Origin of the sequence: Nocardia sp. NPDC004168, from assembly GCF_040610355.1 — a bacterium.
Lineage (GTDB): Bacteria > Actinomycetota > Actinomycetes > Mycobacteriales > Mycobacteriaceae > Nocardia > Nocardia sichangensis.
On sequence record NZ_JBEXME010000011.1, the window covers coordinates 191,320 to 215,407 of the forward strand.

The 24,088-nt window shown below is 66.5% G+C and carries 25 protein-coding genes; 19 read left to right on the forward strand and 6 right to left on the reverse strand.

The genetic code is table 11. The annotated features are described in order from the left end of the window. Positions 1 to 149 precede the first annotated feature (149 nt). From ABZW96_RS21340 to pstB, 6 genes are all read left to right on the forward strand, one after another. Positions 150 to 914, forward strand: coding sequence for a response regulator transcription factor (locus ABZW96_RS21340; RefSeq protein ID WP_355076986.1), 765 nt, complete (start codon positions 150 to 152; stop codon positions 912 to 914). Positions 915 to 1,028: 114 nt separating this feature from the next. Then, positions 1,029 to 1,949, forward strand: a complete 921-nt coding sequence (gene mshD, locus ABZW96_RS21345; RefSeq protein ID WP_355076987.1) for a mycothiol synthase — start codon at positions 1,029 to 1,031, stop codon at positions 1,947 to 1,949. 241 nt (positions 1,950 to 2,190) lie between these two features. Further along, positions 2,191 to 3,303 carry a phosphate ABC transporter substrate-binding protein PstS gene (pstS, locus tag ABZW96_RS21350; RefSeq protein ID WP_355076989.1) on the forward strand — a complete coding sequence of 371 codons (1,113 nt, stop codon included), beginning with the start codon at positions 2,191 to 2,193 and terminating at the stop codon, positions 3,301 to 3,303. A 90-nt stretch (positions 3,304 to 3,393) separates the two neighbouring features. After that, on the forward strand, positions 3,394 to 4,365 hold the full coding sequence (gene pstC / locus ABZW96_RS21355) for a phosphate ABC transporter permease subunit PstC (RefSeq protein ID WP_355076991.1): 972 nt from the start codon (positions 3,394 to 3,396) through the stop codon (positions 4,363 to 4,365). Continuing rightward, positions 4,365 to 5,267, forward strand: coding sequence for a phosphate ABC transporter permease PstA (gene pstA, locus ABZW96_RS21360; RefSeq protein WP_355076993.1), 903 nt, complete (start codon positions 4,365 to 4,367; stop codon positions 5,265 to 5,267). Before pstC ends, pstA begins: the two co-directional genes overlap by 1 nt. A 21-nt stretch (positions 5,268 to 5,288) precedes the next feature. Further along, entirely contained in the window at positions 5,289 to 6,065 is a 777-nt protein-coding gene (gene pstB, locus ABZW96_RS21365) for a phosphate ABC transporter ATP-binding protein PstB (RefSeq protein ID WP_039795034.1), read from the forward strand. A 98-nt stretch (positions 6,066 to 6,163) separates the two neighbouring features. Here pstB and ABZW96_RS21370 read toward each other — a convergent pair whose 3' ends face one another. The 6 genes from ABZW96_RS21370 to ABZW96_RS21395 form a co-directional block, all read right to left on the reverse strand. Then, complete coding sequence (locus tag ABZW96_RS21370; protein WP_355076995.1) at positions 6,164 to 7,696, reverse strand: hypothetical protein; 1,533 nt, start codon at positions 7,694 to 7,696, stop codon at positions 6,164 to 6,166. Positions 7,697 to 7,728: 32 nt separating this feature from the next. Continuing rightward, entirely contained in the window at positions 7,729 to 8,022 is a 294-nt protein-coding gene (locus ABZW96_RS21375) for a hypothetical protein (RefSeq protein ID WP_355076997.1), read from the reverse strand. A 119-nt stretch (positions 8,023 to 8,141) separates the two neighbouring features. Beyond that, a complete protein-coding gene (phoU, locus tag ABZW96_RS21380) occupies positions 8,142 to 8,804 on the reverse strand; it encodes a phosphate signaling complex protein PhoU (RefSeq protein ID WP_355076998.1) in 663 nt (220 codons plus the stop codon). A 685-nt stretch (positions 8,805 to 9,489) separates the two neighbouring features. Further along, positions 9,490 to 11,256 carry an LCP family protein gene (locus ABZW96_RS21385; RefSeq protein ID WP_355077000.1) on the reverse strand — a complete coding sequence of 589 codons (1,767 nt, stop codon included), beginning with the start codon at positions 11,254 to 11,256 and terminating at the stop codon, positions 9,490 to 9,492. Positions 11,257 to 12,011: 755 nt separating this feature from the next. Further along, the gene (dusB, locus tag ABZW96_RS21390; RefSeq protein WP_355077069.1) at positions 12,012 to 13,139 is read right to left on the reverse strand and encodes a tRNA dihydrouridine synthase DusB; all 1,128 of its coding nucleotides are present in this window, start codon (positions 13,137 to 13,139) and stop codon (positions 12,012 to 12,014) included. A gap of 161 nt (positions 13,140 to 13,300) precedes the next feature. Next, positions 13,301 to 14,269 carry an acyl-ACP desaturase gene (locus tag ABZW96_RS21395; RefSeq protein ID WP_355077002.1) on the reverse strand — a complete coding sequence of 323 codons (969 nt, stop codon included), beginning with the start codon at positions 14,267 to 14,269 and terminating at the stop codon, positions 13,301 to 13,303. Between the two features lie 1,601 nt (positions 14,270 to 15,870). Between ABZW96_RS21395 and ABZW96_RS21400 the strand changes: the two genes are divergently transcribed. The 13 genes from ABZW96_RS21400 to ABZW96_RS21460 all read left to right on the forward strand — a co-directional run bounded on the left by ABZW96_RS21400 (position 15,871) and on the right by ABZW96_RS21460 (position 24,087). Further along, positions 15,871 to 16,779 carry a hypothetical protein gene (locus ABZW96_RS21400; protein ID WP_355077004.1) on the forward strand — a complete coding sequence of 303 codons (909 nt, stop codon included), beginning with the start codon at positions 15,871 to 15,873 and terminating at the stop codon, positions 16,777 to 16,779. Between the two features lie 124 nt (positions 16,780 to 16,903). Then, positions 16,904 to 17,608, forward strand: a complete 705-nt coding sequence (locus tag ABZW96_RS21405) for a GntR family transcriptional regulator (protein ID WP_355077005.1) — start codon at positions 16,904 to 16,906, stop codon at positions 17,606 to 17,608. Between the two features lie 169 nt (positions 17,609 to 17,777). Continuing rightward, complete coding sequence (locus tag ABZW96_RS21410) at positions 17,778 to 17,993, forward strand: DNA-binding protein (protein ID WP_195078191.1); 216 nt, start codon at positions 17,778 to 17,780, stop codon at positions 17,991 to 17,993. Positions 17,994 to 18,016: 23 nt separating this feature from the next. Next, on the forward strand, positions 18,017 to 18,142 hold the full coding sequence (locus ABZW96_RS21415) for a hypothetical protein (RefSeq protein WP_355077007.1): 126 nt from the start codon (positions 18,017 to 18,019) through the stop codon (positions 18,140 to 18,142). Beyond that, on the forward strand, positions 18,106 to 18,525 hold the full coding sequence (locus ABZW96_RS21420; protein WP_355077009.1) for a hypothetical protein: 420 nt from the start codon (positions 18,106 to 18,108) through the stop codon (positions 18,523 to 18,525). The genes ABZW96_RS21415 and ABZW96_RS21420 overlap by 37 nt, the downstream gene beginning before the upstream one ends. Next, positions 18,522 to 18,851, forward strand: a complete 330-nt coding sequence (locus tag ABZW96_RS21425; protein ID WP_355077010.1) for a hypothetical protein — start codon at positions 18,522 to 18,524, stop codon at positions 18,849 to 18,851. Before ABZW96_RS21420 ends, ABZW96_RS21425 begins: the two co-directional genes overlap by 4 nt. Then, positions 18,848 to 19,276: an RRQRL motif-containing zinc-binding protein gene (locus tag ABZW96_RS21430; RefSeq protein WP_355077012.1), complete on the forward strand. Its 429-nt coding sequence runs from the start codon at positions 18,848 to 18,850 to the stop codon at positions 19,274 to 19,276. The genes ABZW96_RS21425 and ABZW96_RS21430 overlap by 4 nt, the downstream gene beginning before the upstream one ends. Then, a complete protein-coding gene (locus ABZW96_RS21435; protein ID WP_355077013.1) occupies positions 19,251 to 20,024 on the forward strand; it encodes a hypothetical protein in 774 nt (257 codons plus the stop codon). The genes ABZW96_RS21430 and ABZW96_RS21435 overlap by 26 nt, the downstream gene beginning before the upstream one ends. A gap of 2 nt (positions 20,025 to 20,026) precedes the next feature. Continuing rightward, entirely contained in the window at positions 20,027 to 22,153 is a 2,127-nt protein-coding gene (locus ABZW96_RS21440; protein WP_355077014.1) for a hypothetical protein, read from the forward strand. A 30-nt stretch (positions 22,154 to 22,183) separates the two neighbouring features. Next, positions 22,184 to 22,690 carry a hypothetical protein gene (locus tag ABZW96_RS21445; protein ID WP_355077015.1) on the forward strand — a complete coding sequence of 169 codons (507 nt, stop codon included), beginning with the start codon at positions 22,184 to 22,186 and terminating at the stop codon, positions 22,688 to 22,690. A 1-nt stretch (position 22,691) separates the two neighbouring features. Beyond that, entirely contained in the window at positions 22,692 to 23,060 is a 369-nt protein-coding gene (locus ABZW96_RS21450; RefSeq protein ID WP_355077017.1) for a hypothetical protein, read from the forward strand. Between the two features lie 6 nt (positions 23,061 to 23,066). Then, the gene (locus ABZW96_RS21455) at positions 23,067 to 23,591 is read left to right on the forward strand and encodes a hypothetical protein (RefSeq protein WP_355077018.1); all 525 of its coding nucleotides are present in this window, start codon (positions 23,067 to 23,069) and stop codon (positions 23,589 to 23,591) included. A 19-nt stretch (positions 23,592 to 23,610) separates the two neighbouring features. Further along, complete coding sequence (locus ABZW96_RS21460) at positions 23,611 to 24,087, forward strand: hypothetical protein (RefSeq protein WP_355077019.1); 477 nt, start codon at positions 23,611 to 23,613, stop codon at positions 24,085 to 24,087. The last annotated feature ends 1 nt before the right edge of the window (position 24,088 follow it).

Below are 24,088 nucleotides of genomic sequence, written 5' to 3' on the forward strand. Positions count from 1 at the left end.
TCCCGAGTGTCCTCCGGTGCGCTCGCCGACCCCGGAATGCGTGGTCATGCCTTGTTACGCGCTAATCTTGCATCCGATTACCTGTGATTAGCGACGTGGCCGCGGCGGTGCTGCCGCATCCACGTGGCTACGAGATGGGAGGAGGGCCCGTGGAGCTGCTCCTGCTTACCTCCGACCCCAACCCCGAGTCGGTGTTGCCCTCGCTCGCGTTGCTCGCGCACAACGTGCGCCCTGCGCCCACTGAGGTGGCCTCGCTGCTCGAGGCAGGCACGGCGGATGTCGCGCTGGTGGACGCCAGGACGGACCTGGCCGCCGCCCGCGGTCTGTGCCGCTTGCTCGGCAGCACCGGGTCATCGGTGCCGGTCGTCGCGGTGCTCACCGAGGGCGGCCTGGTCGCCGTGAACGCGGACTGGGGACTCGACGACATCCTGCTGCCCGGCACCGGCCCCGCCGAGCTCGACGCCAGGCTGCGGCTGCTGGTCGGCCGCAACGGCGGCGTGGCCAGCCCGGAGAACACCGGCAAGATCACCCTCGGTGAGCTGGTGATCGACGAGGGCACTTATACGGCGCGTCTGCGTGGCCGCCCGCTCGATCTCACCTACAAGGAGTTCGAGCTGCTGAAGTATCTGGCGCAGCACGCGGGCCGGGTGTTCACCCGCGCGCAGCTGCTGCAAGAGGTCTGGGGCTACGACTTCTTCGGCGGCACGCGCACCGTGGACGTACACGTGCGACGGTTGCGCGCCAAGCTCGGCACCGAATACGAGTCGCTGATCGGCACGGTGCGCAATGTCGGCTACAAGGCCGTGCGCCCCTCGCGCGCGGCGGTCAAGGGGGAGCCGGTGAGCTTTCCGGACGACGACAACGAGGGCACCGACGATTCTCCGCTCACGCCGGTCAACGGCTCCGTGCAGTAATCGTCGGCGGACCGTGCCCGCATCGCTTCGGCGGGGCCGAAATGCCAGCTGCCGCTACGACGTTGCCAGGAGTGGACTCCATGCGGGGTCCGCAGGCTCGATGAACGGAGGCCGATGAGCGGCGCGACGACACAGTGGACCGACGGCCCCGACGCGGGCGACGCGCGGGCGGTCACCGATCTGCTCGCGCGCGCCACCGAGGCCGACGGTGTCGCCCCGGTCTCGGAACAGGCCGTGTTGTCGCTGACTTCGGGCGCGGATACCGGAGCGCGCCATCTGCTCGCGCGGACCGGAGGCGCCGTCGTCGGCTACGCGAATCTCGTTCCGGCCCACGGCGAACACCCTGCTATGGCCGAGGTCGCGGTCGACCCGGCTCGGCGCGGTCACGGCGTCGGTACCGATCTGGTCACGGCAGCGCTGGCCGCGGGCGGTCCGGGCGCGCGGGTCTGGGCGCACGGCGACCGGCCGGCGGCCAAAGCCGTCGCAGCGCGGCTCGGGCTGCGGACCGCGCGGGAGTTGTGGCAGATGCGCCGGTCTCTGGCAACTCCTGAGCTACCGGAATTGGCCGTGCCGGACGGCATCGTGCTGCGCACCTACGCCGGTCCCGCCGACGACGCGGAATTGCGGCGAGTGAACGGCGCCGCCTTCGCCTGGCACCCGGAACAGGGCGCGTGGACCCGGCGCGACATCGAGATCCGCCGTGCCGAGACGTGGTTCGACCCGGCGGGCCTGTTCCTGGCATTCGACACCGCGGCCCCTGATCGTCTGCTGGGATTCCACTGGACCAAGGTGCATCACGCGGAGCAACCGCCGCTCGGCGAGGTCTACGTGGTCGGCATCGATCCGGCGGCGCAAGGACGCGGACTCGGCCGGCTGCTCACCTTGACCGGTTTGCATCACCTGCGGGAGCGCGGGCTGGCCGAAGTTCTGCTCTACACCGAGGCCGACAATGTCGCCGCGGTGCGCACTTATACCCGTCTCGGATTCGCTCCGGCACATGTCGACGTCGCCTACGCGGCGGCGGAGGTTGAATAACAGGCGGCAGAATGGATGCGCGCCAGTAAAACTGCGGCAAACGTCACATCTACCAGGCGCAATCGCGCCGGGCTGTTCACTCTCCGTTCACTCAGGTCGGTCCAACTGTCAACCACATGACCTTAGGTTGAGTGAGGGCAGCACACTGCTGCCTGGTGCGCAAGTTCCCCGCGAACAGCACCACAACACCCGTCCGGGCCGGTGAGGGACCGGACGAGTAGGACGCCATTCCGGAGGAATAGTGAATCTCAAGCGCAGCAGCGCCCTCGTTGGTGTGCTGGCCGTCGGCGCCATGGCGCTGGCCGCCTGTGGCAGCGACGACAACACCTCGGCCGATTCGGGCAACGTGGCCAAGGTCGACGTCGCCTGCGGCGGCAAGAAGGCCCTCAAGGCCAGCGGCTCTTCGGCGCAGAAGAACGCGATGGAGCGCTTCATCGCCGCGTACGAGAAGAACTGCGACGGCGCCACGCTCAACTACACCTCGAGCGGCTCGGGCGCCGGTGTGAGCGAGTTCCTCGGTGGCCAGACCGATTTCGGTGGCTCCGACTCCCCGCTGAGCGCGAAGAAGGACGAGCCGAAGAAGGCCGCCGACCGCTGCGCCTCGCCCGCGTGGAACCTGCCGACCGTGTTCGGCCCGGTCGCGATCACCTACAACATCGACGGCGTGACCGATCTCGCGCTGGACGGCCCGACCGCCGCCAAGATCTTCAACGGCACCGTCACCACCTGGGACGCGCCCGAGATCAAGGCGCTGAACCCGAACGCCAAGCTGCCGTCCGAGCCGATCGCCGTGATCTTCCGCAGCGACGAGTCGGGCACCACCGACAACTTCCAGCTCTACCTGGACTCCGCCTCCGACGGCGCCTGGGGCAAGGGCGCGGGCAAGGCCTTCAACGGCGGCGTCGGCGCGGGCTCGAAGGGCAACGAGGGCACCTCGGCCGCGGTGAAGAGCACCAAGAACTCGATCACCTACAACGAGTGGTCGTTCGCGAAGGCGCAGAACCTGTCGATCGCGCGGATCATCACCTCGGCGAGCAAGGACCCGGTGACGCTGAGCGTCGCCTCGGCGGGCAAGGCGATCGAGTCCGCGAAGGTCTCCGGCCAGGGCAACGACCTGGTCATCGATACCTCCTCGTTCTACAAGCCGTCGGTGGCGGGCGCGTACCCGATCGTGATGCCGACCTACGAGATCGTGTGCTCGAAGTACTCCGACGCCGACACGTCGAAGGCGGTCAAGGCCTTCCTCACCTCGGCGGTCACCAACGGCCAGCAGGGCTTGGACGAGGCCGGGTACATCCCGATCCCGGAACAGTTCAAGACCAAGCTGACCACCGCCATCAACGCCATCTCCTGATAGCAGTCCCACATGACCGTGCACGACGAGGTTGCCGCCGCTGGTCCGTCTGATTCGACCGACCAGCGAGCAGGCGGAGATACTGCGCTCATGCCGAGCAAGCCGAGCACCGAACCGACCGCGAAGAGCCGTCGCCAGCACAGCCCGCGGGCGGAGATCATCTTCCGCTCGCTGGCGACGACGGCCGGTGCGATCATCGTCGCGTCCATCGCGTTGATCGCGCTGTTCCTGCTCATCCGGGCGGTGCCGTCGGTGCTGGCGAACGAGGCGAACTTCTTCACCAGCACCGAGTTCAACACCTCGGACGCCAACCACTTACGGTTCGGCATCCGGGATCTGTTCATGGTGACGGTGCTCAGTTCGGTCTTCGCCTTGGTGATCGCCGTTCCGATCGGCATCGGCATCGCGCTGTTTCTGACGCACTACGCGCCGAAGACGCTGGCACGGCCGTTCTCGGTGCTCGTCGATCTGCTCGCGGCGGTGCCCTCGATCGTGTTCGGTCTGTGGGGAATCCTGGTTCTCGCTCCGCAACTGGAGCCGATCCAGAACTTCTTGAACGACAACCTGGGATGGCTGTTCCTCTTCGATGACGGCAACATCCCGCTGGCCAGCGGCGGCACGATCTTCACCGCGGGCGTCGTGCTCGCGGTGATGATCCTGCCGATCATCACGTCGGTCAGCCGTGAGGTGTTCAACCTCACCCCCCGTGCGCACATCGAGGCGGCGCAGGCGCTCGGCGCGACGAAGTGGGAAGTCGTGCGGATGACGGTGCTGCCCTACGGGCGCAGCGGCATGATCGCCGGCGCGATGCTCGGCCTCGGCCGCGCGCTCGGTGAGACCATCGCCGTGTTGATCGTGCTGAAGACGGCCGCGCAGCCAGGACACTGGTCGGTGTTCGACGGCGGCTACACCTTCGCCTCCAAAATCGCCTCGGCCGCCGCGGAGTTCAGTGCCCCGCTGCCGACCGGCGCGTACATCGCGGCAGGCTTCGTGCTGTTCGCGCTGACCTTCGTCGTGAACGCGCTCGCTCGACTGGCCGCGGGCGGAAGGGTGAACGGGTGATGACCTCCTCGACTCTGGACCGGCCGATCAAGCCGCCCACCTTCCGCGATGTGAGCCTGGCGCGCAAGGTGCGCAACAACGTCGCGACCGGCTTGGTGTGGCTGGCGTTCGCGGTCGCGCTGGTACCGCTGGCCTGGGTCCTTATCATGGTGATCAGCAAGGGCTTCGCCGCGGTGGTCCGGGTGGACTGGTGGCAGAACTCGCTGAAGGGCGTGCTGCCCAATCAGGTCGCGGGCGGCGTCTATCACGCCATCTACGGCACGATCGTGCAGTCGCTGGTCGCGACGGTGATCGCCGTGCCGCTCGGCATCATGGCCGCGGTGTATCTGGTCGAGTACGGCCGCGGCTTGCTGGCCAAGGTCACCACCTTCATGGTCGACATCCTGGCCGGTGTGCCGTCGATCGTCGCGGCGCTGTTCATCTTCGCGCTGTGGATCGCGACGCTCGGATTCCCGCAGAGTTCGCTGGCGGTGTCGCTGGCGTTGGTGCTGCTGATGTTGCCCGTGGTCGTCCGCAGTACCGAGGAAATGCTGAAACTGGTGCCGGACGAACTGCGTGAAGCGTCCTACGCGCTGGGCATCCCGAAGTGGAAGACCATCGTGCGGATAGTGGTGCCCACCGCGCTGCCCGGCATGATCAGCGGCATCCTGCTGGCCATCGCCAGGGTGATGGGCGAGACCGCTCCCGTGCTGGTGCTGGTCGGCTACAGCAAGTCGATCAACATGAATATCTTCGACGGCAACATGGCGTCGCTGCCGCTGTTGATCTACCAGGAGCTGGCCAACCCCGAAGCTGCCGGACGCGAGCGGGTCTGGGGCGCGGCTCTGACCCTGATCATCATCATCGCCCTCCTGTACCTGGCGGCTGCGGTCCTCAACCGCCTGCTCACCCGGAACCGATAGAAGCGGAACGGATTACCGAAAATGGCCAAGCGGATCGACGTCAAAGATCTGAACATCTACTACGGCAAGTTCCACGCCGTGTCGGATGTCTCGCTGACCGTGCTGCCGCGCAGCGTGACCGCCTTCATCGGTCCCTCCGGCTGTGGCAAGTCCACCGTGCTGCGTTCGCTCAACCGCATGCACGAGGTAACCCCGAATGCCAGGGTCGAGGGCGCGGTGTTGCTGGACGGCGAGGACATCTACGGCACGCAGGTCGACCCGGTGGGTGTGCGCCGCACGATCGGCATGGTCTTCCAGCGGCCCAACCCGTTCCCCACGATGTCCATCAAGGACAACGTGGTCGCGGGTCTGAAGCTGCAGGGCGTGCGCAACAAGAAGGAACTCGACGAGGTCGCCGAGCGCTCGCTGCGCGGCGCCAACCTGTGGAACGAGGTGAAGGACCGCCTGGACAAGCCGGGCGGCGGCCTCTCCGGCGGTCAGCAGCAGCGTCTGTGCATCGCGCGCGCCATCGCGGTTTCGCCCGACGTGCTGCTGATGGACGAGCCCTGTTCGGCGCTCGACCCGATCTCGACCCTGGCGATCGAGGATTTGATCACCGAGTTGAAGAAGGAATTCACCATCGTCATCGTCACCCACAACATGCAGCAGGCCGCGCGCGTGAGTGACCAGACCGGTTTCTTCAACCTGGAGGCCCAGGGCAAGCCGGGCAAGCTGATCGAGATCGACGACACCGAGAAGATCTTCTCCAACCCGTCGCAGAAGGCCACGGAGGACTACATCTCCGGTCGCTTCGGCTGATCCCAGGGCGGGTTCCGCATCCGCGGACGCGCCGCATACGCAAAACGAAGGCCCTGGGCGGTGACCACCCCCAGGGCCTTCGGATATTCGGGCCTCGGCTATTCGTCGAGAGGCGGGGTCTCGAACAGCGGCGTCGGCGTGGATTGCACTCGGCGCGTGTGCTCCGAATCCGATTCACGATTCGCCGCTGACATTCCTCCGAGCAGTCCGGTGCTCGCGGGTGCGGTGGACGGGGAACCGGACGCGGACGCGGGAGCAGCGCTCGGACTGCCGGAGTCGGCATTGGTGTAGCTCGCCTGCCGGACGGACGCCGGTTGGTCCTGCTTGGTTTCCGCGTGTTGCGACGAATTCGGTTTATCCGTCTTGCTGTTCTCGGTGCCTGCCGGATGGTCGGTCTTCGAATCGGTGGACTTCGCGTTCGGATCGTCCGTTTTCGCGTTCGGATCGGTGGCTGCGGGTTGTCCGGTCGTGGGATCGGTGGCCGCCGGATCCTGCTTCGGGGTCCCGGTTCCGGCGGGGTCACCCGTGGACGGTGAGTCCGTGTGCGTGCCGTCCGTTTGGTGCGTTCCGGCGATCGTGTCGACGGCGTTCGCGAACTTCTCGGCGCTGGTACCGGCGGCCTCGATCAGACCCTTTCCAGCCTCCCCGCCTGCTTTGATGATGTCGTCGAGATCGTCGTCGAGTTTGCCGATGGATTCGATCAGCGTGGGCACATTGCCGGTGATCTGGCTGACCGAGCTGATCAGACTCGTCACATCCGACGGCTTCCACGAGTTCGGGTCGCTGGCCGCACCGGTGGAGGCGGACTTGTCCTCGGACCCGTTGCCGGTGCCTTTGTCTTTGCCGTCCCCGGTGTCTTGCTTGTCTTTGCCGTCGCCCGTTTCTTTCTTGTCCTTACCATCGCCCGACTCGCCGCTGTCCTGTTTGTTCTCGGCGCCGGTCTGGTCGGCGGACTGCTGTTGGGCGGCGATCGGACTCGCCTGCGGTGTGCTCGCGGGGGCCGTCTGGTCGGACTGCTTGCTGTCGTCCGCCGGTGTGCCTGCGGCCTGGTCCGTGGCCGAGGCGTCGGACTGGTTGCTGTACAACGCGAGGGCCGGGTCCGTCCCGTCGGCGGACTTGTCGCTGTCGAGCGGGTCGCCGTCGCCGAGTTGAGCGGCTCGGGTGCTGACGTCGCCGCTCGCCTGCTCGATCTTCGCCGCGACGTCCGTCTGGGTGCCGAGCAGTTCGTTCATGGCGGTGGTGATGGCGGTCTGGTAGGTGAACTGCGCATCACCGTCCTCGTCCGAGGTGCCCGGCCCGGGGGTGACCTGCCAGTCCTCGGAGACGGTGAATCCGGCCGCGACGGCCTCATCGACCTTGTCCAGCAACGTTTGGCGGAATCCGACGAGGCTGGTACCACTGTCGATCAATGTCTGGGCGAGCGTCTCGGTATCCAACGCCACCTTGTTCGCCGTGTCGCGGTCGCCTGCGATGCGGTCGTACGCGGCGTAATAGGCGTCACCGCTCCAATGCGCGCCCGCTGCCCGGATCTGCGTCACCGTTTGATCGACCAGGGAAACGAATTCGCTGTTGCGCGTGCGTATTTCGGTACCGGCTTCGCTCAGTTTCCACGGCTGCCATTCCGACCGCACCTGGCTGAGGGTTGGCGTACTGCTCGTAGACCTCACAGCTGTGCACCCATCGCGTCGAGACCCGCGCGAAACTCCTGGTCGGACACCTCGTAATTCGCGGCGCCGCCTTTCGCGATATTCGAAACTCGTTTGCAGCGCATGGCCATTCGCCGCCATGCGTCTTCGACGTTCGAACCCGCTGTGGAACACGCTTCACCCACCGTCGAACCGGGCAGCACGCCACCGAGCGCGTCGGTGGTGGCACGCACGGTCAATGCGCCGATCTCGCCGCCGATTTTGTCCATCGACGCGGCCAGCGCGCGCAGCTCCGCTGGATCGACGTCCATAACGCCCCCCTTCATGCCGGTTCCCCTCCGGCGTAACGCTATACCAGAGCAATCTCGCCCTGTGCGGCTCAATCTATCATTCGCCGCCTGCGAAACGTCAAGCGCAGCAAGCTTTTCGTTTACGACTCCGAGTCGGGGTCCGGCGGGAGCACTCCGGTGACCAAGAAGATGACACGGCGGCCGATTTCCACCGCGTGGTCGGCGAAGCGCTCGTAGTAGCGACCGAGCAGCGTGACATCGACGGCAGCCGCGACGCCGTACTTCCAGTCGCGGTCCATGAGCAGTGTGAACAGGTGACGGTGCAGATCGTCCATCGCCTCGTCGTCTTCGTTCAGCTGCGCGGCGCGCTCCGGGTCACGGGTCTCCAGCACCTCACGCGCACTGGCTCCCATGTTCACGGCGATGCGGCCCATCTCTGCGAAGTAGCCGTTGACGGACTCCGGTAGCGCGTGGTTCGGATGACGCCTGCGCGCGACCTTCGCCACGTGCAGCGCCAGCGCGCCCATCCGATTCACATCGGCGACGATCTGGATCGTGCTCACCACTTGCCGCAAATCACCGGCGACCGGAGCTTGCAGCGCGAGCAGAGCGAAGGCCTTCTCCTCGGCGTCCTGGATCAGCTCGGCGATCCGGTCGGACTCGCTGATCACCTGCTCCGCCAGGGCGAGGTCCGCCTGGAGCAGCGACTGGGTAGCCCGCTCCATGGCCGAGCCGGCCAACCCGGCCATCTCACCCAGCAGGTGGGCGAGCTCAGCCATTTGCTCGTTGTAGATGACACGCATGGAAACTGACACTAGTTCGCCGCGCTGACCAAGTCACGAACAGGGAGTGAATGACCGGTGCGCATCATTAGCGCGGGAGTTGCCGTTGATCATTCAACGACCGCGATCCGCACCCTCGCCGACCGCGAAACGGCAGCATCACGGCGATCTGTGATTTGCGTCGCATCTGTGCTGCCGTGTCCGCCGGGTGCAACATGCAGTCGTCGGCGGCGTTGATGTGCTCCAGATCGGAGGGCGGGTCCCGTTTCACCCCGAGAACTCCGATGGCGACTCGAGCGCTCGCGCAGTCGCCGTCGGAGTTCGGCCCGAACTTAGCTGTAAATGCGATACCCCCAGGCGTCGCCGTCGCCGAACGAGCTGCCGTTGGGGACCAACTGGCACCCGCTTACGCGGCTTCCGTGATTTAAGGCGTCCTGTCGGGAGTGCTCACATTCCTGTGGCGTTTCGTACTGCCACCACCCGCCCGCTTGGGCAGGACCTGCGAACAATGCCATGGCGGCCGCCGCCGCGGTTGCTCCGAAGATTAGTTTGCGTACAACTGAAATCCCCTCCGTATCGATGATCGACGTCCCCGACGCTAGCAGCGATCGAACGAGCGGCTCAAGCGAATATCGTTGCGGTAGAACGTGAGTCAACACGAACTTGGGCTGCGGGGGGTGGGTCGGGTGCTGGTGCACCCGGTCGCCTACTTGCAGACCTCGTCGGCCGCGTTGACGTGTTCCAGGTCGGAGGGCAGGACGGCGGGCGTCGAACTCGTCGAGGTGCTCGTCGTGACGTTGGTGATCTCGTCACCGACCGGCGTCGGCGCCTTCACGGTGACGCCGGTCTTCGAGTCACCTCCGATGACGACCTCGACGATGCCGCCGAGATCGTCGGCGGCCTCGATGGTCGCGCCGGGGATGGAGGTCGCTACGGTTGCGGCCTCTGCCTCCAGGCCGGGGGCGTAGCGGACCTTCGTCGTGGTGGAGGTGCCGTTGGCGTAGTTTCCGGTGTTGTAGATCGTGAAGCCCTGGTTGCCGAGCTTGGTGGCCGCGGTGCGCGCCAGTCCTTCGACTCCGGAACCGTTGGACACCAGCAGCGAAACAGTCAAAGGATCCACCGCCTTGTACTTGGTCGGTGTCGGAGCGGTCGGTGTCGGAGCGGGTGCGTTCGCCTGAACGGTTGGCTTCTCGCCCGGCAGAGGCTGATCGTCGCGGATCGCCTTGAAGATCGCCTTGATGTCGGATTCCCGGGGGATCTCGTTGCCGTAAGTGGTGGTACCCGCGGTTGGAACGGTGATGAAGGTGACCACGCCGGCATCGATCTTCTGCAGTGAACGTCCCAGCATCAGCAGGTCGGTCGTTTCGACCTTGTTGACCCAGGTGTGCTCGCGAAGCGCAGTGATGAAGCCGTTCAGCTTACCCGGATTGAACAGAACCTTGCTGGACAGCGTGCTGCGCAGCAGCGAAGCGAGGAAGCGTTGCTGTCGGTTGATGCGGTCGTAGTCGCTGCGCTCCTCGCCGTAGACATGCCTGGCGCGCACGTAGTTCAGCGCGGTTTGGCCATCGATGCGCTGCTTGCCCGGGTGCTCGAGGATGGTGCCGAGCACGTCGTCGACGAGCGGCTTGGACGCGCAGACCTCGACGCCATCGATCTGGTTGACCATGGACTCGAAACCGGCGAAGTCGATGCCGATGAAATGATTGATCGACGCGCCGGTGAGGCGCTGGATCGTGGAGACGAGGCACATCGGCCCGCCGAGGTTGTAGACGGCGTTGAGCTTGTCGCCCATGGCAGACGGGAACTTCTCGTTGGTGTATCCGTTTTTCTCGTTGTCCCATCCGTTGCACTGGGGCCTGGTCACATCGAGGTCGCGCGGGAAGGAGACTACGACGACGCGACTCCGGTTCTTCGGGATGTGGACCAGCATGGTGGTGTCTGCACGGGCGCCTTCGGCGTCGTCCAAAGTGCCCGCGCCGAGCTGGCCGTTGGCCCCTGCGCGTGTGTCGGTGCCGACGAGCAGGTAATTCTCGTCGCCGAGCTGGGCATTGGAATCGATGATGTCCTCTGAGTTCTCGTCGAGGGCAGAGACCTGGGTGAAGCCGTCCGTGGTCGACCGTAGGTAGCTCCAGCCGCCGCCGGTGACCAGCAGAGCGAGCACAGCGCACACTGCACCCCCCGCCCTTCCCGCGGTCCGCAGACGCTTGTTGCGGCGCTCCTTGGAGGCCTGCAGACGGGTCTGTGCCGTGCCGACGGGCTTCGGCTTGGCGTCCTTGCCGTCCTTGGTCGGCCAACTCACGCCCTTGCGCTTGGCGCGCGTGGGCTCGTCGAGCGGAGGTAGGACGTCGGTGACCTCTTCGGCCTGTTCCGGTTCCGGGGGAGCGACGGGTGGCGCGGCGGATGCCGAGCGCTCGGCAGGGCGGCGGCTCGCGGGACGGGCGGCCGGTGTCGCGCCCGTGATGTCCTGGACCACCGGTGAGCTACCGGTCTGCCGTGGCGGTGGCGAGTCCGGTGCGCGCCGGGGACCGGCTGCCGCGCCACGGCCGTTGGCGGCGGCCGGGTCGGCGGGTCGGCGGGGAGCTTCTTGACGTGGCTCGGCGCGATTGATTCGTGCGGATGGTGGGCCTGCCTGCGGCGGTACCGGCTCAGGGCGGCGGCCTCGGTTCGTCGGAGAGCCCGCAACCGGTGGCGTGGGCTCGGGGCGGCGGCCTCGGATGGGCGCGGCGGCGGGGTCCGGCGGGCCGGGCTCGGGGCGGCGGCCTCGGATGGGCGCGGCGGTCGGGTCCGGTGGTTTGGGTTCCGCGCGGCGGCCTCGGCTCGGCGGGGCGGTCGGGTCCGGTGGCGTGGGTTCCGCGCGGCGGCCGCGGCGGCCGGTGCGTTCGTTGTCGACTCGCTGGACGAGATCCTGCACCGTCAGGGGCGCGGAACTCTGGTCAGGAGCGGCGTCGGTATGGCGGGAACGACGAGACGTGCGTGCGACGTCTCCTTCGGGGTTGTCCGCCGCGGGATACCGCTCCCACGGGGCGCGACCTCCGGGCCGTGGCGAACGCCCGTGCCGATCGTCACCCACCAACGAACCTCGCTTTTCGTCTTGCTTTCCGCCTGGGTCATACCGGACCGGCGGCACCGATCCCGCAATGATAACGATTCCGCCACGGCAGGCCACCCCACGGCGAAATCGAACAGGTCACAACGGTTCGACGCCAGCGTTCGCTGTGCGATTGCCGATCACCCTCCGCTGTGCATCACATCTGCCGCGCGAGGCACCGCGGGATCGTCCGGGTCATCGAGCCAGCCGTGTGGCAGCGCGACTTTGCCCGGCGAGCCCTGCCTGCCGCGCGGACCTTCCGCGTCCTCCGGGAACGGAACCGTCGGGTCGAGTTGGCCGACGAGGTCTTCCAGTTGTGCGAGGCTGCCCACGGTGGCGAACGCACGTCGCAGATCGGAGCCGACCGGGAAGCCCATCAGGTACCACGCCATGTGCTTGCGCAGATCACGCATGGCCTTCTCCTCGCCGAGATGCTCGGAAAGCAGCGCGCCGTGCCGGTACAGCACCGCGCCGACCCGGCCCAGATCGGGCGCCTCCGGCAGCGGCTCACCGCGCAGCGCCGCCTGCAACTCGGCGAACAGCCACGGCCTGCCAAGGCAGCCGCGGCCGACGACCACACCGTCGCACCCGGTTTCGTCCATCATGCGGACGGCGTCGGCGGCGGAGAAGATGTCACCGTTGCCGAGCACCGGGATCGAGGTGACCGCCTCCTTGAGCCGGGCGATCGCGGTCCAGTCGGCTTGGCCCGAGTACCGCTGCGCGGCCGTGCGAGCGTGCAACGCGACCGCTCGCGCGCCTTCGGCTTCGGCGATCCGGCCCGCGTCCAGATAGGTGAGGTGGTCGTCATCGATGCCGATGCGGAACTTCACGGTGACCGGGACCCCCGCCGGTTCCGCCGCGCTCACCATGGCGCGCACGATGCTCCGGAACAGCGTCCGCTTGTACGGCAGGGCGGCGCCGCCGCCGAGGCGGGTGACCTTGGGCACGGGGCAGCCCAGGTTGAGGTCGATGTGGTCGGCCCAGCCCTCGCCGACGATGATCCGTACCGCTTCGCCGAGCGTGGCCGGGTCGACGCCGTAGAGCTGCATCGAGCGAGGATGCTCGTCGGCGTCGAAGGACATCATGTGCAGCGTCTTCTCGTTACGCTCCACCACCGCCCGCGCGGTGATCATCTCGCACACGTAGATCGAGGTCGGGCTGCCGAATTCCCGGCACAACTTGCGGAACGCCAGATTCGTGATGCCCGCCATCGGCGCGAGCACGACCGGCGGATCGACCGGATACGGCCCGATCCGCAGCTTCGTCATCGCCTCGGTAGTCATCGTCACGCCGACCAGTGTCTCATTTGCGCACGTAAGTCGGCCGGAGCGGGTCGTTCGCCCGGTGCGCATGTCGCGCGGCACCGGGCCGTGCACACCGGCGCCGCCCTCGGTCTTCCGGGGCGGCGCCTGCTGTTGTTCCTCGGGTTCTACACGGAGCTGCCGACCATCGCGCGGTCGCGCTTGGCGGCCTCGCGGGCGAGCATCCGGTCGCGCTGTTCCTCGAACTTGATGACGTCCTTGCCCAGCTTGTCCAGGAACAGGCCGAGGCGCTCACGGACCGCCTCGCCGCGGGCGGTGAAGTCGGTGCGGTCGAAGATGTTCCACTTCTTCAGCACCGGCTGGACCACTTCCTCCAGGTGCTGGCGCAGATCGTAGATGCCGTGCTTGGCCATCAGCACTCCGTTGCGGCGGAAGTTGGGCATACCCGCGCCCGGCATCTGGAAGTTCTCCAGGATCAGGGTGATCGCCTCGATCGCCTGGTCGGGAGACAGGTCGAGGGCGGCGCCGCACATGTTGCGGTAGAAGATCATGTGCAGGTTCTCGTCGGCGGCGACGCGCTGCAGCATGCGATCGGCGATCGGGTCGTCACAGACCTTGCCGGTGTTGCGGTGGCTGACCCGGGTGGCCAGTTCCTGGAAGGTGACGTACGCGACGGAATGCAGGAAGCCCGCGTCGGCTTCCGCGGGGGAGGCGAAGCCGTTGGTCATGTGGACCATTCGGGCTTCCTCGAGCGCGACCGGATCGACGCCGCGGGTCACGACCAGGTAGTCCCGCATCACGATGCCGTGCCGGTTCTCCTCGGCGGTCCAGCGGCCGACCCAGGTACCCCACGCGCCGTCCTGAGAGAAATTCTCGGCGATCTCGCGGTGGTAGGAGGGCAGGTTGTCCTCGGTCAGCAGGTTCGTGATCATGGCCGCCTTCGCGACCTCATTGAGGCGGGACTGCTCCGGATCCCAGTCCACGCCACCGAGTGCCGCGAAATTGCGGCCGTCGTCCCACGGGACGTAGTCGTGCGGGTGCCATTCCTTTGCCATGGAGAGGTGCCGGTTGACGTTTTCTTCGGCAACCGGCTCCAACTCCGTCAGCAGCTCGAGTTGAGTCAGATCCCTTGCCATGTATGAACCCTTCAGTGTGTGCTTCCGGTCGTGCAGGTCAATCCCAAGGTAGACCGATACCGATGCGGCCATACCTTACGGCACCGTAGGTGTGATGCGAAACGCATCCGTTAGGCGATCGATGCTCTGGTGATCCACCTCATACGACCTCTTCGCCGTTCGGTGATCTCCATGAGTGTATGGGCTCTACCCGCTGCAATGGGTCTATCGACGCGGTGATAGGAGCGTTAGCCGTACGTGGGCGAACACACAAGGGCGGCCCAGGGGGCCGATATGGGATCGAAACGCCCTGGTTCTGCGCGTGTCGGCGAACTGCGGCGAGTCCAGCTGCGATGTTCCTGTGAATTGGCGCCGACGACGCCCTCCGTGGAGAGCGGTCGAGAGGTCGGCACCCGCCAGGAAGTGGGTAGGTGTGATGGCGGGATCCGGCATGTGTCTCCCGGGCGCCACGCGCCTTGGTTGCATGACGTCCTGTGCGATCGAGCCGGCGATTCGCGAGGATCGCGGTGAAATCGGCGTCTCCGATCGCCATCTATCGCCTCCGAAGGCCAACGCCTTCATGCCGCTCTTCCCAAGTCGCACGCTTGTCGGATCTTCGCAGGCTTTTCCTCCCCGATCGCCGACGGCGGTTCGACTGCGCATCGCAACTACGCCGACAACCATGTCCTTCTATACGTAATGCGCCGCCCGGCGGCGTATGCCACTGCCCTCGGCTGCTCGTCACTATCGGGTCATGCCGCCATGGATTGTTCATGAAGCGACGAAGCATCCGGGCCTCCAGCTGTGCCGTCGTGACCCGACGGTTGTCCTGCGCCGCGAATTGTCCGTATGTATCTACTGTGCAAGCCGAGCTGTCATCGGCTTTTCCGCCGACCGGCGTACAACCGCGATCAAGGGGATATCACAACCGGCGCATGACTGACCGATACGCGAGACGCGATCTCTCCAGTCGACGAATGCCCTATGTGAGGTAGCTGTGCTGTTCGTCACAATCCAACCGGTACACCTCTGATGCCACTCCATCGTGGTGCCCCCTATAGCCGTGCCGGGGGTGACCGGCGATGTCGCTCCGGCCGAGATTCCTGTTCCCCACCGCTTACACCGTCTACGGCGCCGACTGTGCAAACCGTGACCGGTGATCGGGGAGCGGTGCAGCCCTTCTCGCCGCCGAGCGCGCTCCCCGGACGCCGCCTCCTGCGAAGCGTCCGTGCGGCACAGGTAATAGAGCCTCGACGCGGCGTTTCCACTGCCGTATGGCCGGCGCCGCACGGCGGAGAACTCCGAGAAAACAGGTCGGGCGCCCGGAGCAATCCGGACGCCCGACCTTTGTGCCCCCAGTAGGGCTCGAACCTACGACCTGCGGATTAAAAGTCCCTTTTCGACTCCTGTATCAAACTGCCTGGACGTACGTCAACAGTTCAGACATGAATGTATGTCTGTTCAGCTTGTTTGCGGCTGTTTTGGTTTGTGCATTCGGGTCGAGAGTGTACACATGGGTACGTCTGTATGCCCCATGTCTGCCCCATTGGTGATGACCTACTGCCCCACGGAAGTAGGGAATGTTCGTGGTCTGCTGTGCCGCGGGCGATGTGAAAGCCTGAGTGGCGGTGCAGCTCATAGCCCACCAAGCGGCCGTCGAGGTCGGCACAATCGACTGGGTGACAGGATTCGTATTGACACCAGAGCGTCGTGAAGAGCTGTCCGATCTTCTTGGGGACGAAACACGCTTCCGCACTTCGTATCCCAGGGTTGCGGAGTACCTCGATACTGCCGCTGCCATACCTGGAAGCGGTGATGCCGAGGCCGACAGGGCCTTCGACATTCGTTTGCTGCACTACATGACGGGCGGTGACAGCGAGAATCCGTACTGGGACATCGTTGGCCCGTCCGTCAGTGTGGCCCCGGCCGAGCGTGGTGGGCGTCGCGAGGTCAACGGCGGCGTAGCGAAGGGCAGTGCGCGACTGGCCTACGCGCAGACGGTTCTCCAGGAGGCATACGCGTATGCGATCCCGTCGCCCGAGACGCTGGAGTGGATCACCGCCGTTTGCGCGGGTCGAGGGCTCTTGGAGATTGGCGCCGGGCGCGGATACTGGGCCGAACAGCTGCGACGCCGCGGTGTCGATGTTTTGGCATTCGACTCGGAACCGCCCGGCCAGATCGAGAATGTGTCGTTTCGTGGGGGAGCGGGGCAGTTGGATGTCTGGCACGAAGTCGGCGATCTCGCCGGCCTGGCCGCAGCGCGGGAAGCTGGCGAGGAGTCGCGTCGAGTTCTTTTCTTGTGCTGGCCGCCGGGCTGGGGAGATCCGATGTCAGCCGACGCGTTGGAAGCGTTCGAGGAAGCTGGAGGCGACACGCTGATCTACGTTGGCGAACCTCGCGGCGGCAAGACCGGTACTGATGCCTTCTTCGACAAGCTCGCTTCCGGGTGGGAGCAGGTTGGTGAGGATACGCAGTTCGTGTCCTGGTGGAACCTGCACGACAGAGCGGAGAGCTGGACCCGGCGGAAGTAGCCCCAGAAGTCGCGCAAAAGCGTCGCCCCACTTCTCGCGCACTGCGATGATGTATGTATACGTAGTTGTGTATTGGTAGGGGTGGCTAACTCCTGCCCGAGTAGACGAAGCGAGGGGATTGACAGTGGCTGAACCGGCATACGTGAAGATCGCGGGTGAATACGCACGCAAGATCAGGGCTGGTGAACTCCCGCCGGGAACCCAGCTGCGGAGCTACCCGGAACTGGCGAAGCGCCACGGCGTGTCGCAGATCGTGATCCGCAATGCGATCGAGTTGCTTCTCGGTCAGGGATTGGTGCGGACCGAGCGGCGGAAGGGCACCTTCGTTGCCGACCGGCCGAATCTGACCAGGGTCTCGCCCGAGCGGCAGTTCGAGCAGCCCGAGACGACATTCGAGAACGAAGCAACGGAGCCGGTGGAGGTGGAGCGTGACATCGAGAGTGTGTTCGCTACGGAAGACCTCGCGGACAAGCTGGGCGTGAAAGTCGGCTCTGAATTGACGCATGTAATCGTGCGCGCGTCGGAGGGCGGCCGACCGATCTCCGTGTCGGACAGCTACCAGCCCATCGATGTCGCCGATGTCTCGGCTGCGGCGTTCCTGGAGGAGACCATCACGGACACTCTGCCGCCGGCGAGCCATGCCGAGTGGCTCAGGACTCCGTCCGGCGAGCTGGTCAAGGCTGTATTTCAACGCTACATCGCCAGCGATGAGCAAGTCCTCATGATCTCGAACATCTCGTATCCACGTGACCGCTACGACGCGTTCCTGTTCCGGATGGCACTAGAGCCTGAATCGGTCGCTACGAGCAGGCGGGAGACCTCCACTTGACCTGACTCGGACCGACTTCGGTCGAAACGTATAGGGGCCTGATCAATGCGTTGATCAGGCCTTTTTCATGCCCTTTGGCGTCTACACATGTGTAGACCTTGTGCGCATACGCAACTACACATACGCTGTTGTGTATACGTAACGACAAGTCGCCAAAGGAGTGACATTTATGAGCAGACGAAGTGGCTCGGTTGGTGGACCGAAGACGCTGATCAGCCTTCGCGTCGCGGCGGAACTGGCCGGGGGTGTCCACCCGCGGACCGTCCGGCGCTGGGTGGATGGCGGCCTCTTGCAGGGCTTTCAGGTCGGCCCGAGGCTCATCAAGGTCGATCGAGATCAGGTCCTCGCGCTGGTCCGTCCCTTGAACGAGACCGGAGTCGCGTAATGCGGGCGGGGACTTTTGGTTTGGTGGTCGCCGCAGTCGCGGTCGGCTACCTCGTGCTGACGGCGCCCGAAGTCATCGGGATCACGCTGGTGATGCTGGGCGGTTTCGCGCTGTGGCGGTCCTCGCGGCAGTGGGGGCTTCGGCGATGAGCATCTACCTGCGCGATGGGGATCAAGAGCGGCAGGCCCACCCCGAAGGCGTGTTGCGGGACTACGTGGGTCACTACGTGATCGCGGCGAGCGAGTCGGGTGTTCCGGTGGATACCGGGGTCTCCGCGGAAATCTCGGTGCACGGGTCGTTCCGGGTGCGGTACGCGGCACACGTCGACCGGGTATGTGTCCGGGTGTACCCGGCGTCGTCGTCGACGTACGTCGGGATGTCGATGCAGTTGACGCTCGAGCAGGCAACCGCGCTGCGCGCGCTGCTCGACGCCGGCATCGCGGATGCAGTGGCCGCGCGTGACAGCCGCGGGGCCGACACGGGCGAGGCGGTCGACGGCGACGGTGCCGAGCGGAACGAGGCGGATCGATGACCGCGCCGTGGCGGGAGGACCCGCCTGTTCAGGGGTACACGGTCACTCATTTCGACCGCCGCGGTGGTCACAACCCGTTGCATTCGATGGCCGGTCCGGAATTCACCGGCGCCAGTGCGGTGTTCGCCCCCCTGGGGTTGTTGCCGCCGATGGTGCGGCTGGCCGCGTTCGGTGCGCTGCTGCTTATCGGCATGGGTGGCTGCACGGCGGCGTGGATCGATCACCAGGACTACATGCCGTCGCCGAACATCTGCCGCCCGCTCAATGCCGGGGTCCCTCCGGAACCGGCGGGTTCGTGCGTGTCGCGTGAGCAGGTGGCGCGGTGAGCGAAGGCATTCCGACCTACCGGTGGCACATGGCGCCTGGGCATTTGCGGACGAAGCGGCAGCTTGAGGCCGCAGGGATGCGCCCGAATGGGCAGGACATCCAGGGCCGGATTCCGTTCCGCCGCTACGGCCGAGAGCAGGTGGCGCACCTGTTCGACGTGAACCAGGCCGCGCCTAAACGGCCCGCGACGCCCGCGCAGCTGGCAGCTCTGGCGAAGGCGACGCGTGAGCACCAGCTGCGTGCGGCGGAGCGTCACGGCCTCGACCGCGCCGAGATCGAGCAGGCCGGGGATCCGGGCCGGGCTGGAACACATCCACCAGCGCTCTCGCGGACTACCGGCCGGGTTCGTCCCTTGCCGACGTGTTCAGGCGAGAGACCGAACGGGAGGGATACGACCGATGAGTTTTCGACTCTCGCCCCGTGATCTCGCTGGCCTGACAGTCCTGGCCGAGATGTACGGGGCACCGCTGGATGTGGTCGCCGAGATGTTGGGCGTGAGCATCAACCGCGCCTACCGGATCACGGCGAAGTGGGAAGCCGCTCAGATGATCAGCGCCAAGCGGATGCGGCCGGTGCCGGGTCCGTCGTGGATCTTCCCGACGAAGTCCTCGGCGGAGGCCCTGTTGGGTCGGTCGGTGCGTTATTGGGTGCCGACGCCGAAGATGGCCGCTCACACCAAGGCCGTGTTGCAGCTGCGGCTGGCCTTGGTCGGTCTGGATTTGGACCGCTGGATCTCGGAGCGGTCGATGCGCGCGGATGTCGGCTTGGTGAAGGCCGGGCAGCCGCGCCCGCATATCCATGACGGCCGCTATCTCACCAGCGCTGGTGAGCTGTGGGCGGTCGAGGTGGAGCTGACTGCCAAAAGCGCTACGGCCGCGCGTACTTCGGTGGTCCAGGCGCTGAAGGTCGCCGAGAGGGCTCAGTGCATGGGCTTGACCTACTACTGCCGCGGTGAAGCGGTGAAGAACGTGATCCGGGCTGCTGCGGCCGGTCTGGATCTGTCGGATGGCCCGAAGCTGCGTCTGGTCGATCTGGACGAGCTGCTGGCCAAGAAGAAGGTCGAATCCTTCTCGCTCGCTTCGCGTCCCGGGCTCCGGGTGATCGCGGGCGGTGCCGCCGCTGATCACGAAATCTCCCAGGGCGCAGACCCGAACGAAGGAAAGGCGGTCTGATCATGACCGGTTGCACTCCGATCATCACTCAGGCCGATTGCGCGCCGTATGCGCCGACTCCGGTCGTTACTCCGACGCCGACGCCCGCGCCGGGCGCACCGATTCAGATCGAGCGGAAGATGCCGCCGATCGGGCTGGACCATGACCCGCTGGGGTGGCTGCCCGATTTCAGCACGTGGTCGCTGGAGGGTTTGGGCGATGGTGCGCTGCTGATCGCGGCGTGCGTGGTCGCGATTCTGGTCATGACGATCATGATCCTGATCCCGGCGACCGCGCTGGCGTGGAAGCCCACCCGGTTGCGGAACTGGCTGATCGGCAGCGTGTTGGCGATGCCGGGCGCGACCGCGTTGTGGGCGTGGGATGTGTTCGAGCCCGGCCGGATGGCCACCGAGGCCAGCCACCAGTTCTTGGAGGGCCAGTACACCGCCGGTCTGCTGGGCATGGCGGTGGTGTTGGTGCCGTTGGCGTGGCTGACCGCGACCATCACCTACACCAACCGCCGCGTGCAGCTGGCCACTGTCGGGTTGAAGTCTCCGGCGCGCACGGAGCGGGCGTTGTGGGCGCAGGCGCAGCGTGAGCAGCGCGCCGCTGCCCGGTTGTCGCGGCGTCGGTTGCCTTTCACCACGGGCGGGTTGTCGCCGGAGATGGTGATCGGGCGCCTGGCGCTGGAGACCGATCAGGCCCCGGCGGCGTCGATGCTGCGGCAGTTGCTCGGGCGTACCGAGACCCGGCTGATCGTGCCGTGGATCAACGCCGCGGAGCACCAGACCACCGTCGCGGGATCGGGGTCGGGCAAGACCACGTTGATGGTGCGGCTGTTGGTGTCGTGGTTCATCACCACGTGGATGCGGCATCGGCAGTGGTGGCGGCTGGATCGTCCCGGTCGGCCGTTGGTGATCGTGGTCGACTGCAACGGCGGCCCGGAGTCGCGCAAGGTCGCTGCCCGGATGCGCACGTGGTTTGCCGCGTTGGGTGTTCCCGCGCCGCGGATCGGGATCTTCCCCGACGACGTGTCGCTGGGCATGTGGCCGCGCAACGACTTCGACGCGCTGGAGGTCAAGGCGCAGAAGGTCATCGTGGATGACCTGCGCTCGATCCTCTCGGCGATGGTCTCCGGTGGCAGCACGCCGACTACCGACACCGAGAAGTACTTCCATGAGATCCGCGAGACCCTGATCCATCTGATCGTGGACGCCCCGGCCCGGGTCGAGGTCATCGACGGTGTGCCGACGCCGATTGGGCACAACCCGCCGCGCACCTGGCTGGAGTTCTTGTCGCGGTTCGACGTGGAGCGGCTGTCGAAGTTGTGGGGCGGGCAGCCCGGCGCTGAGGTCTGGACCGGCGTCATGGGCATCGACATGGAGATCAAGTCGACCATCGACGGCAAGCAGCCGGTGATGAACTCCGCGCGTGCGGAGTTCGCCAACCTCTACCGCGCCCTGGGTGATGCGTTCGACGGCGACAAGGAGCTCACCGACTTCGACGTCCTCTACATCGTGCTGGAGGGCGTGAAGACCCCGGATCGGGCCCGCGCCCAGTTCGGGGCGATCGGCACCATGCTCGAGCAGCTTGCCGACAAGGAACACGGCCGCACGTCGCTGATGGCGGTAGATGAGTTCTCCGCGGTCTCGGATGGCAAGACCCGCGCGGTGAAGTGGGTCGAGCGGCTGCGTAAGGCCGGCATCGGGTCGTGGTGGATCGCGCAGTCCTGGCAGGGCCTTGGGCATGACGACGACAACCGCACTGGCCTGGTCGCCGCCGCCTCGGGTGGCTCGCTGCTGATGCGGTCGTCGGATCCGGAAACCCTGGCCAAGAAGTACGGCACCCGCGCGAAGTTCGAACTGTCGCGCAAGTTGATCAGCGGCAACCGCGACGGCGACGAAGGCAACGTCAAGCCCGGCGATCAGTTCCTGATCCCGCCGAACCGGCTGCGCGCCATGGCCAAAGGCGACGTGGTCCAGGTCGCTGGTGGCCGCGCCCGCTGGGGCCGGGTCTCCCCGCTGGATGACGCCGAGCTCAAGCGTTTGCGTCCGCTTCCCGGCATCGCCGATTTCACCGACCCGAAGCCCGAATCCGACGACACCAGCCTGGCGTCGGTGATCGACCTGACCAAGCGCCGCCCTGCCTGAAACCAACTGTAGGACAAGGAGTTACGAGCAATGGCTTTCCCGAACCCGATCGAGCCCGAGGACCACGGCGAGGAGCTGGGTGGCCGCAGCGCCGCCGAGCAGGCCCGCGAGCAGCAGGTGCTCGAAGCGCTCACCGCCGACATGGAGGGCAGCGAGGCGCAGAAGCTCGCCGCCCAGCTGGTGCCGGTCGTGCCCGACGGCGGCAGCGTCGGGCGCACCGTGACCCCGCACGTTTCCCGGATCACCAAGGCCCGCGAGAACGTGCGGATCTGGGGACCGGCCGTGGCGACCACGACCGGCGCTGTCGCCGCGGTGGCGGTGTTGCCGCTGCCCGGCCCGCTGTCGCTGTACGTGCTCGCGCTGGCGGCGTTCGCGTGGTGGCACTGCGCCGGCCGCCCCGGCGCCATCGAAACCGTCCGGATGCTCGCCTACGCCCTGGCCGACGCCGGTTCCTGGATCCGCCGTCACGTCGAGCAGCTGGCGCGCCGCCGCGCCGCGATGGAGGCCCGCCGCACGACTTCCACGAAGGAGAACTGACGTGCGGCTGATGTCGGTATCGCTGACAGAGGACCAGGTCCGCGCACGTACCAAGACCGTCACTCGCCGGATGGGCTGGCTCGCACTCAAGCCCGGTACCCAACTGACGTTGTGCCGCAAGGTCATGGGACGCCGCAAGGGTGAGCCGCTGGTCCGCATCGTCGATGTCGTGGTCGAGGACGTGCGCCGCGAGCGCCTGGCCCTCATCACCGCCGAGGACGTGCGCGCCGAGGGCTTCCCGGACTGGACCCCGGACGAGTTCATCGCGTTCTTCTGCCGCAGCCACCGGGGCTGCACACCCGAGACGACCGTCACCCGAATCCAGTGGCGCTACCTCACCGACGACACAACCCCCACGAAGGAGAACTGATCAGCCATGGAATTCGACCGCTTGTTGCCTTTCGCGACGACCGCCGAGGTGACCGCCGCTCGCGGCTACCTGCGGGCCTGCGTGGAGCAGAACCCGAACTGGGAGCCGGAGCACTCCAAGGAAATCGAGACCCTGACCCATGAGCAGGTCATCGAGCGCACGCTGCGGGTCTGGCCGCACGGCTGGGAGGCCTTCCGCACCTACTTCGCCGACGACATCCGCGCCGCCGGAGAAGCCGAAAGCGCGGCGTGGTTCGCCGAGGCCGCCCAGGCCGCCCGCGGGCACCTGTTCGCCTCTCGTCTGCCTGCGGCCGCGCTGCGGTGGGGCCGCTGCGCGCTCACCGCCACTGAAGCGGTGACCACGCTCGGCGCCGATATCGCCGGGATCCGCCGCGACGCCGAGTGGCGCTGGATCGCCGAGATCCTCGGTGTCCCGATCCCGGTCGCGATGGCGTGGGCCGTCGAGGGCCGCGCCCGCCAGCTCGCCACCGTCATCGTCCGCCCGTTCCGCGCCGCACAGGCGTCCGAGTAACCCGAAGGAGAACAACCCTATGACCACCAGCACTTTTCACCTGACGCCGGAGCTTCCGGCGTGGTTGTGGACGCTGCCGCCCGGCACGTTGCTGGACGTACTCGACGCCGACGGCCGCAAGTTCCGGCGGCCCCACTCGGTGAGCGACTACTACCTCATCCAGCAGCGTGAGACCGCGCTGCACCTGATCGTGGAGGCCCCCGCCGGGCAGCCCGCGAACGCCGCGCAGTTCCTGCAACGCTGCACCCCGGCAGGGCTGGCCGAGGCCTGGGGCGGCGCGTTCGACGAGACCGTCGCTTGGGGCGGTGTCGAAGGCGCTGACGAGCTGATCGGCCCTCTGGCCGTTGGCCGTTTCGCGGTCCTGCCGCTGCTGCTGGCCGAGTTCGTCAACACCTTCCGGCACTGGGTCGCCTTCCCCGAGCAGCTGCGCACCGCTGTGCAAACCGCAGAACCGGGCTTCCCGCTGCCCACCCTCACCACCGACAAGGAGAACTGAT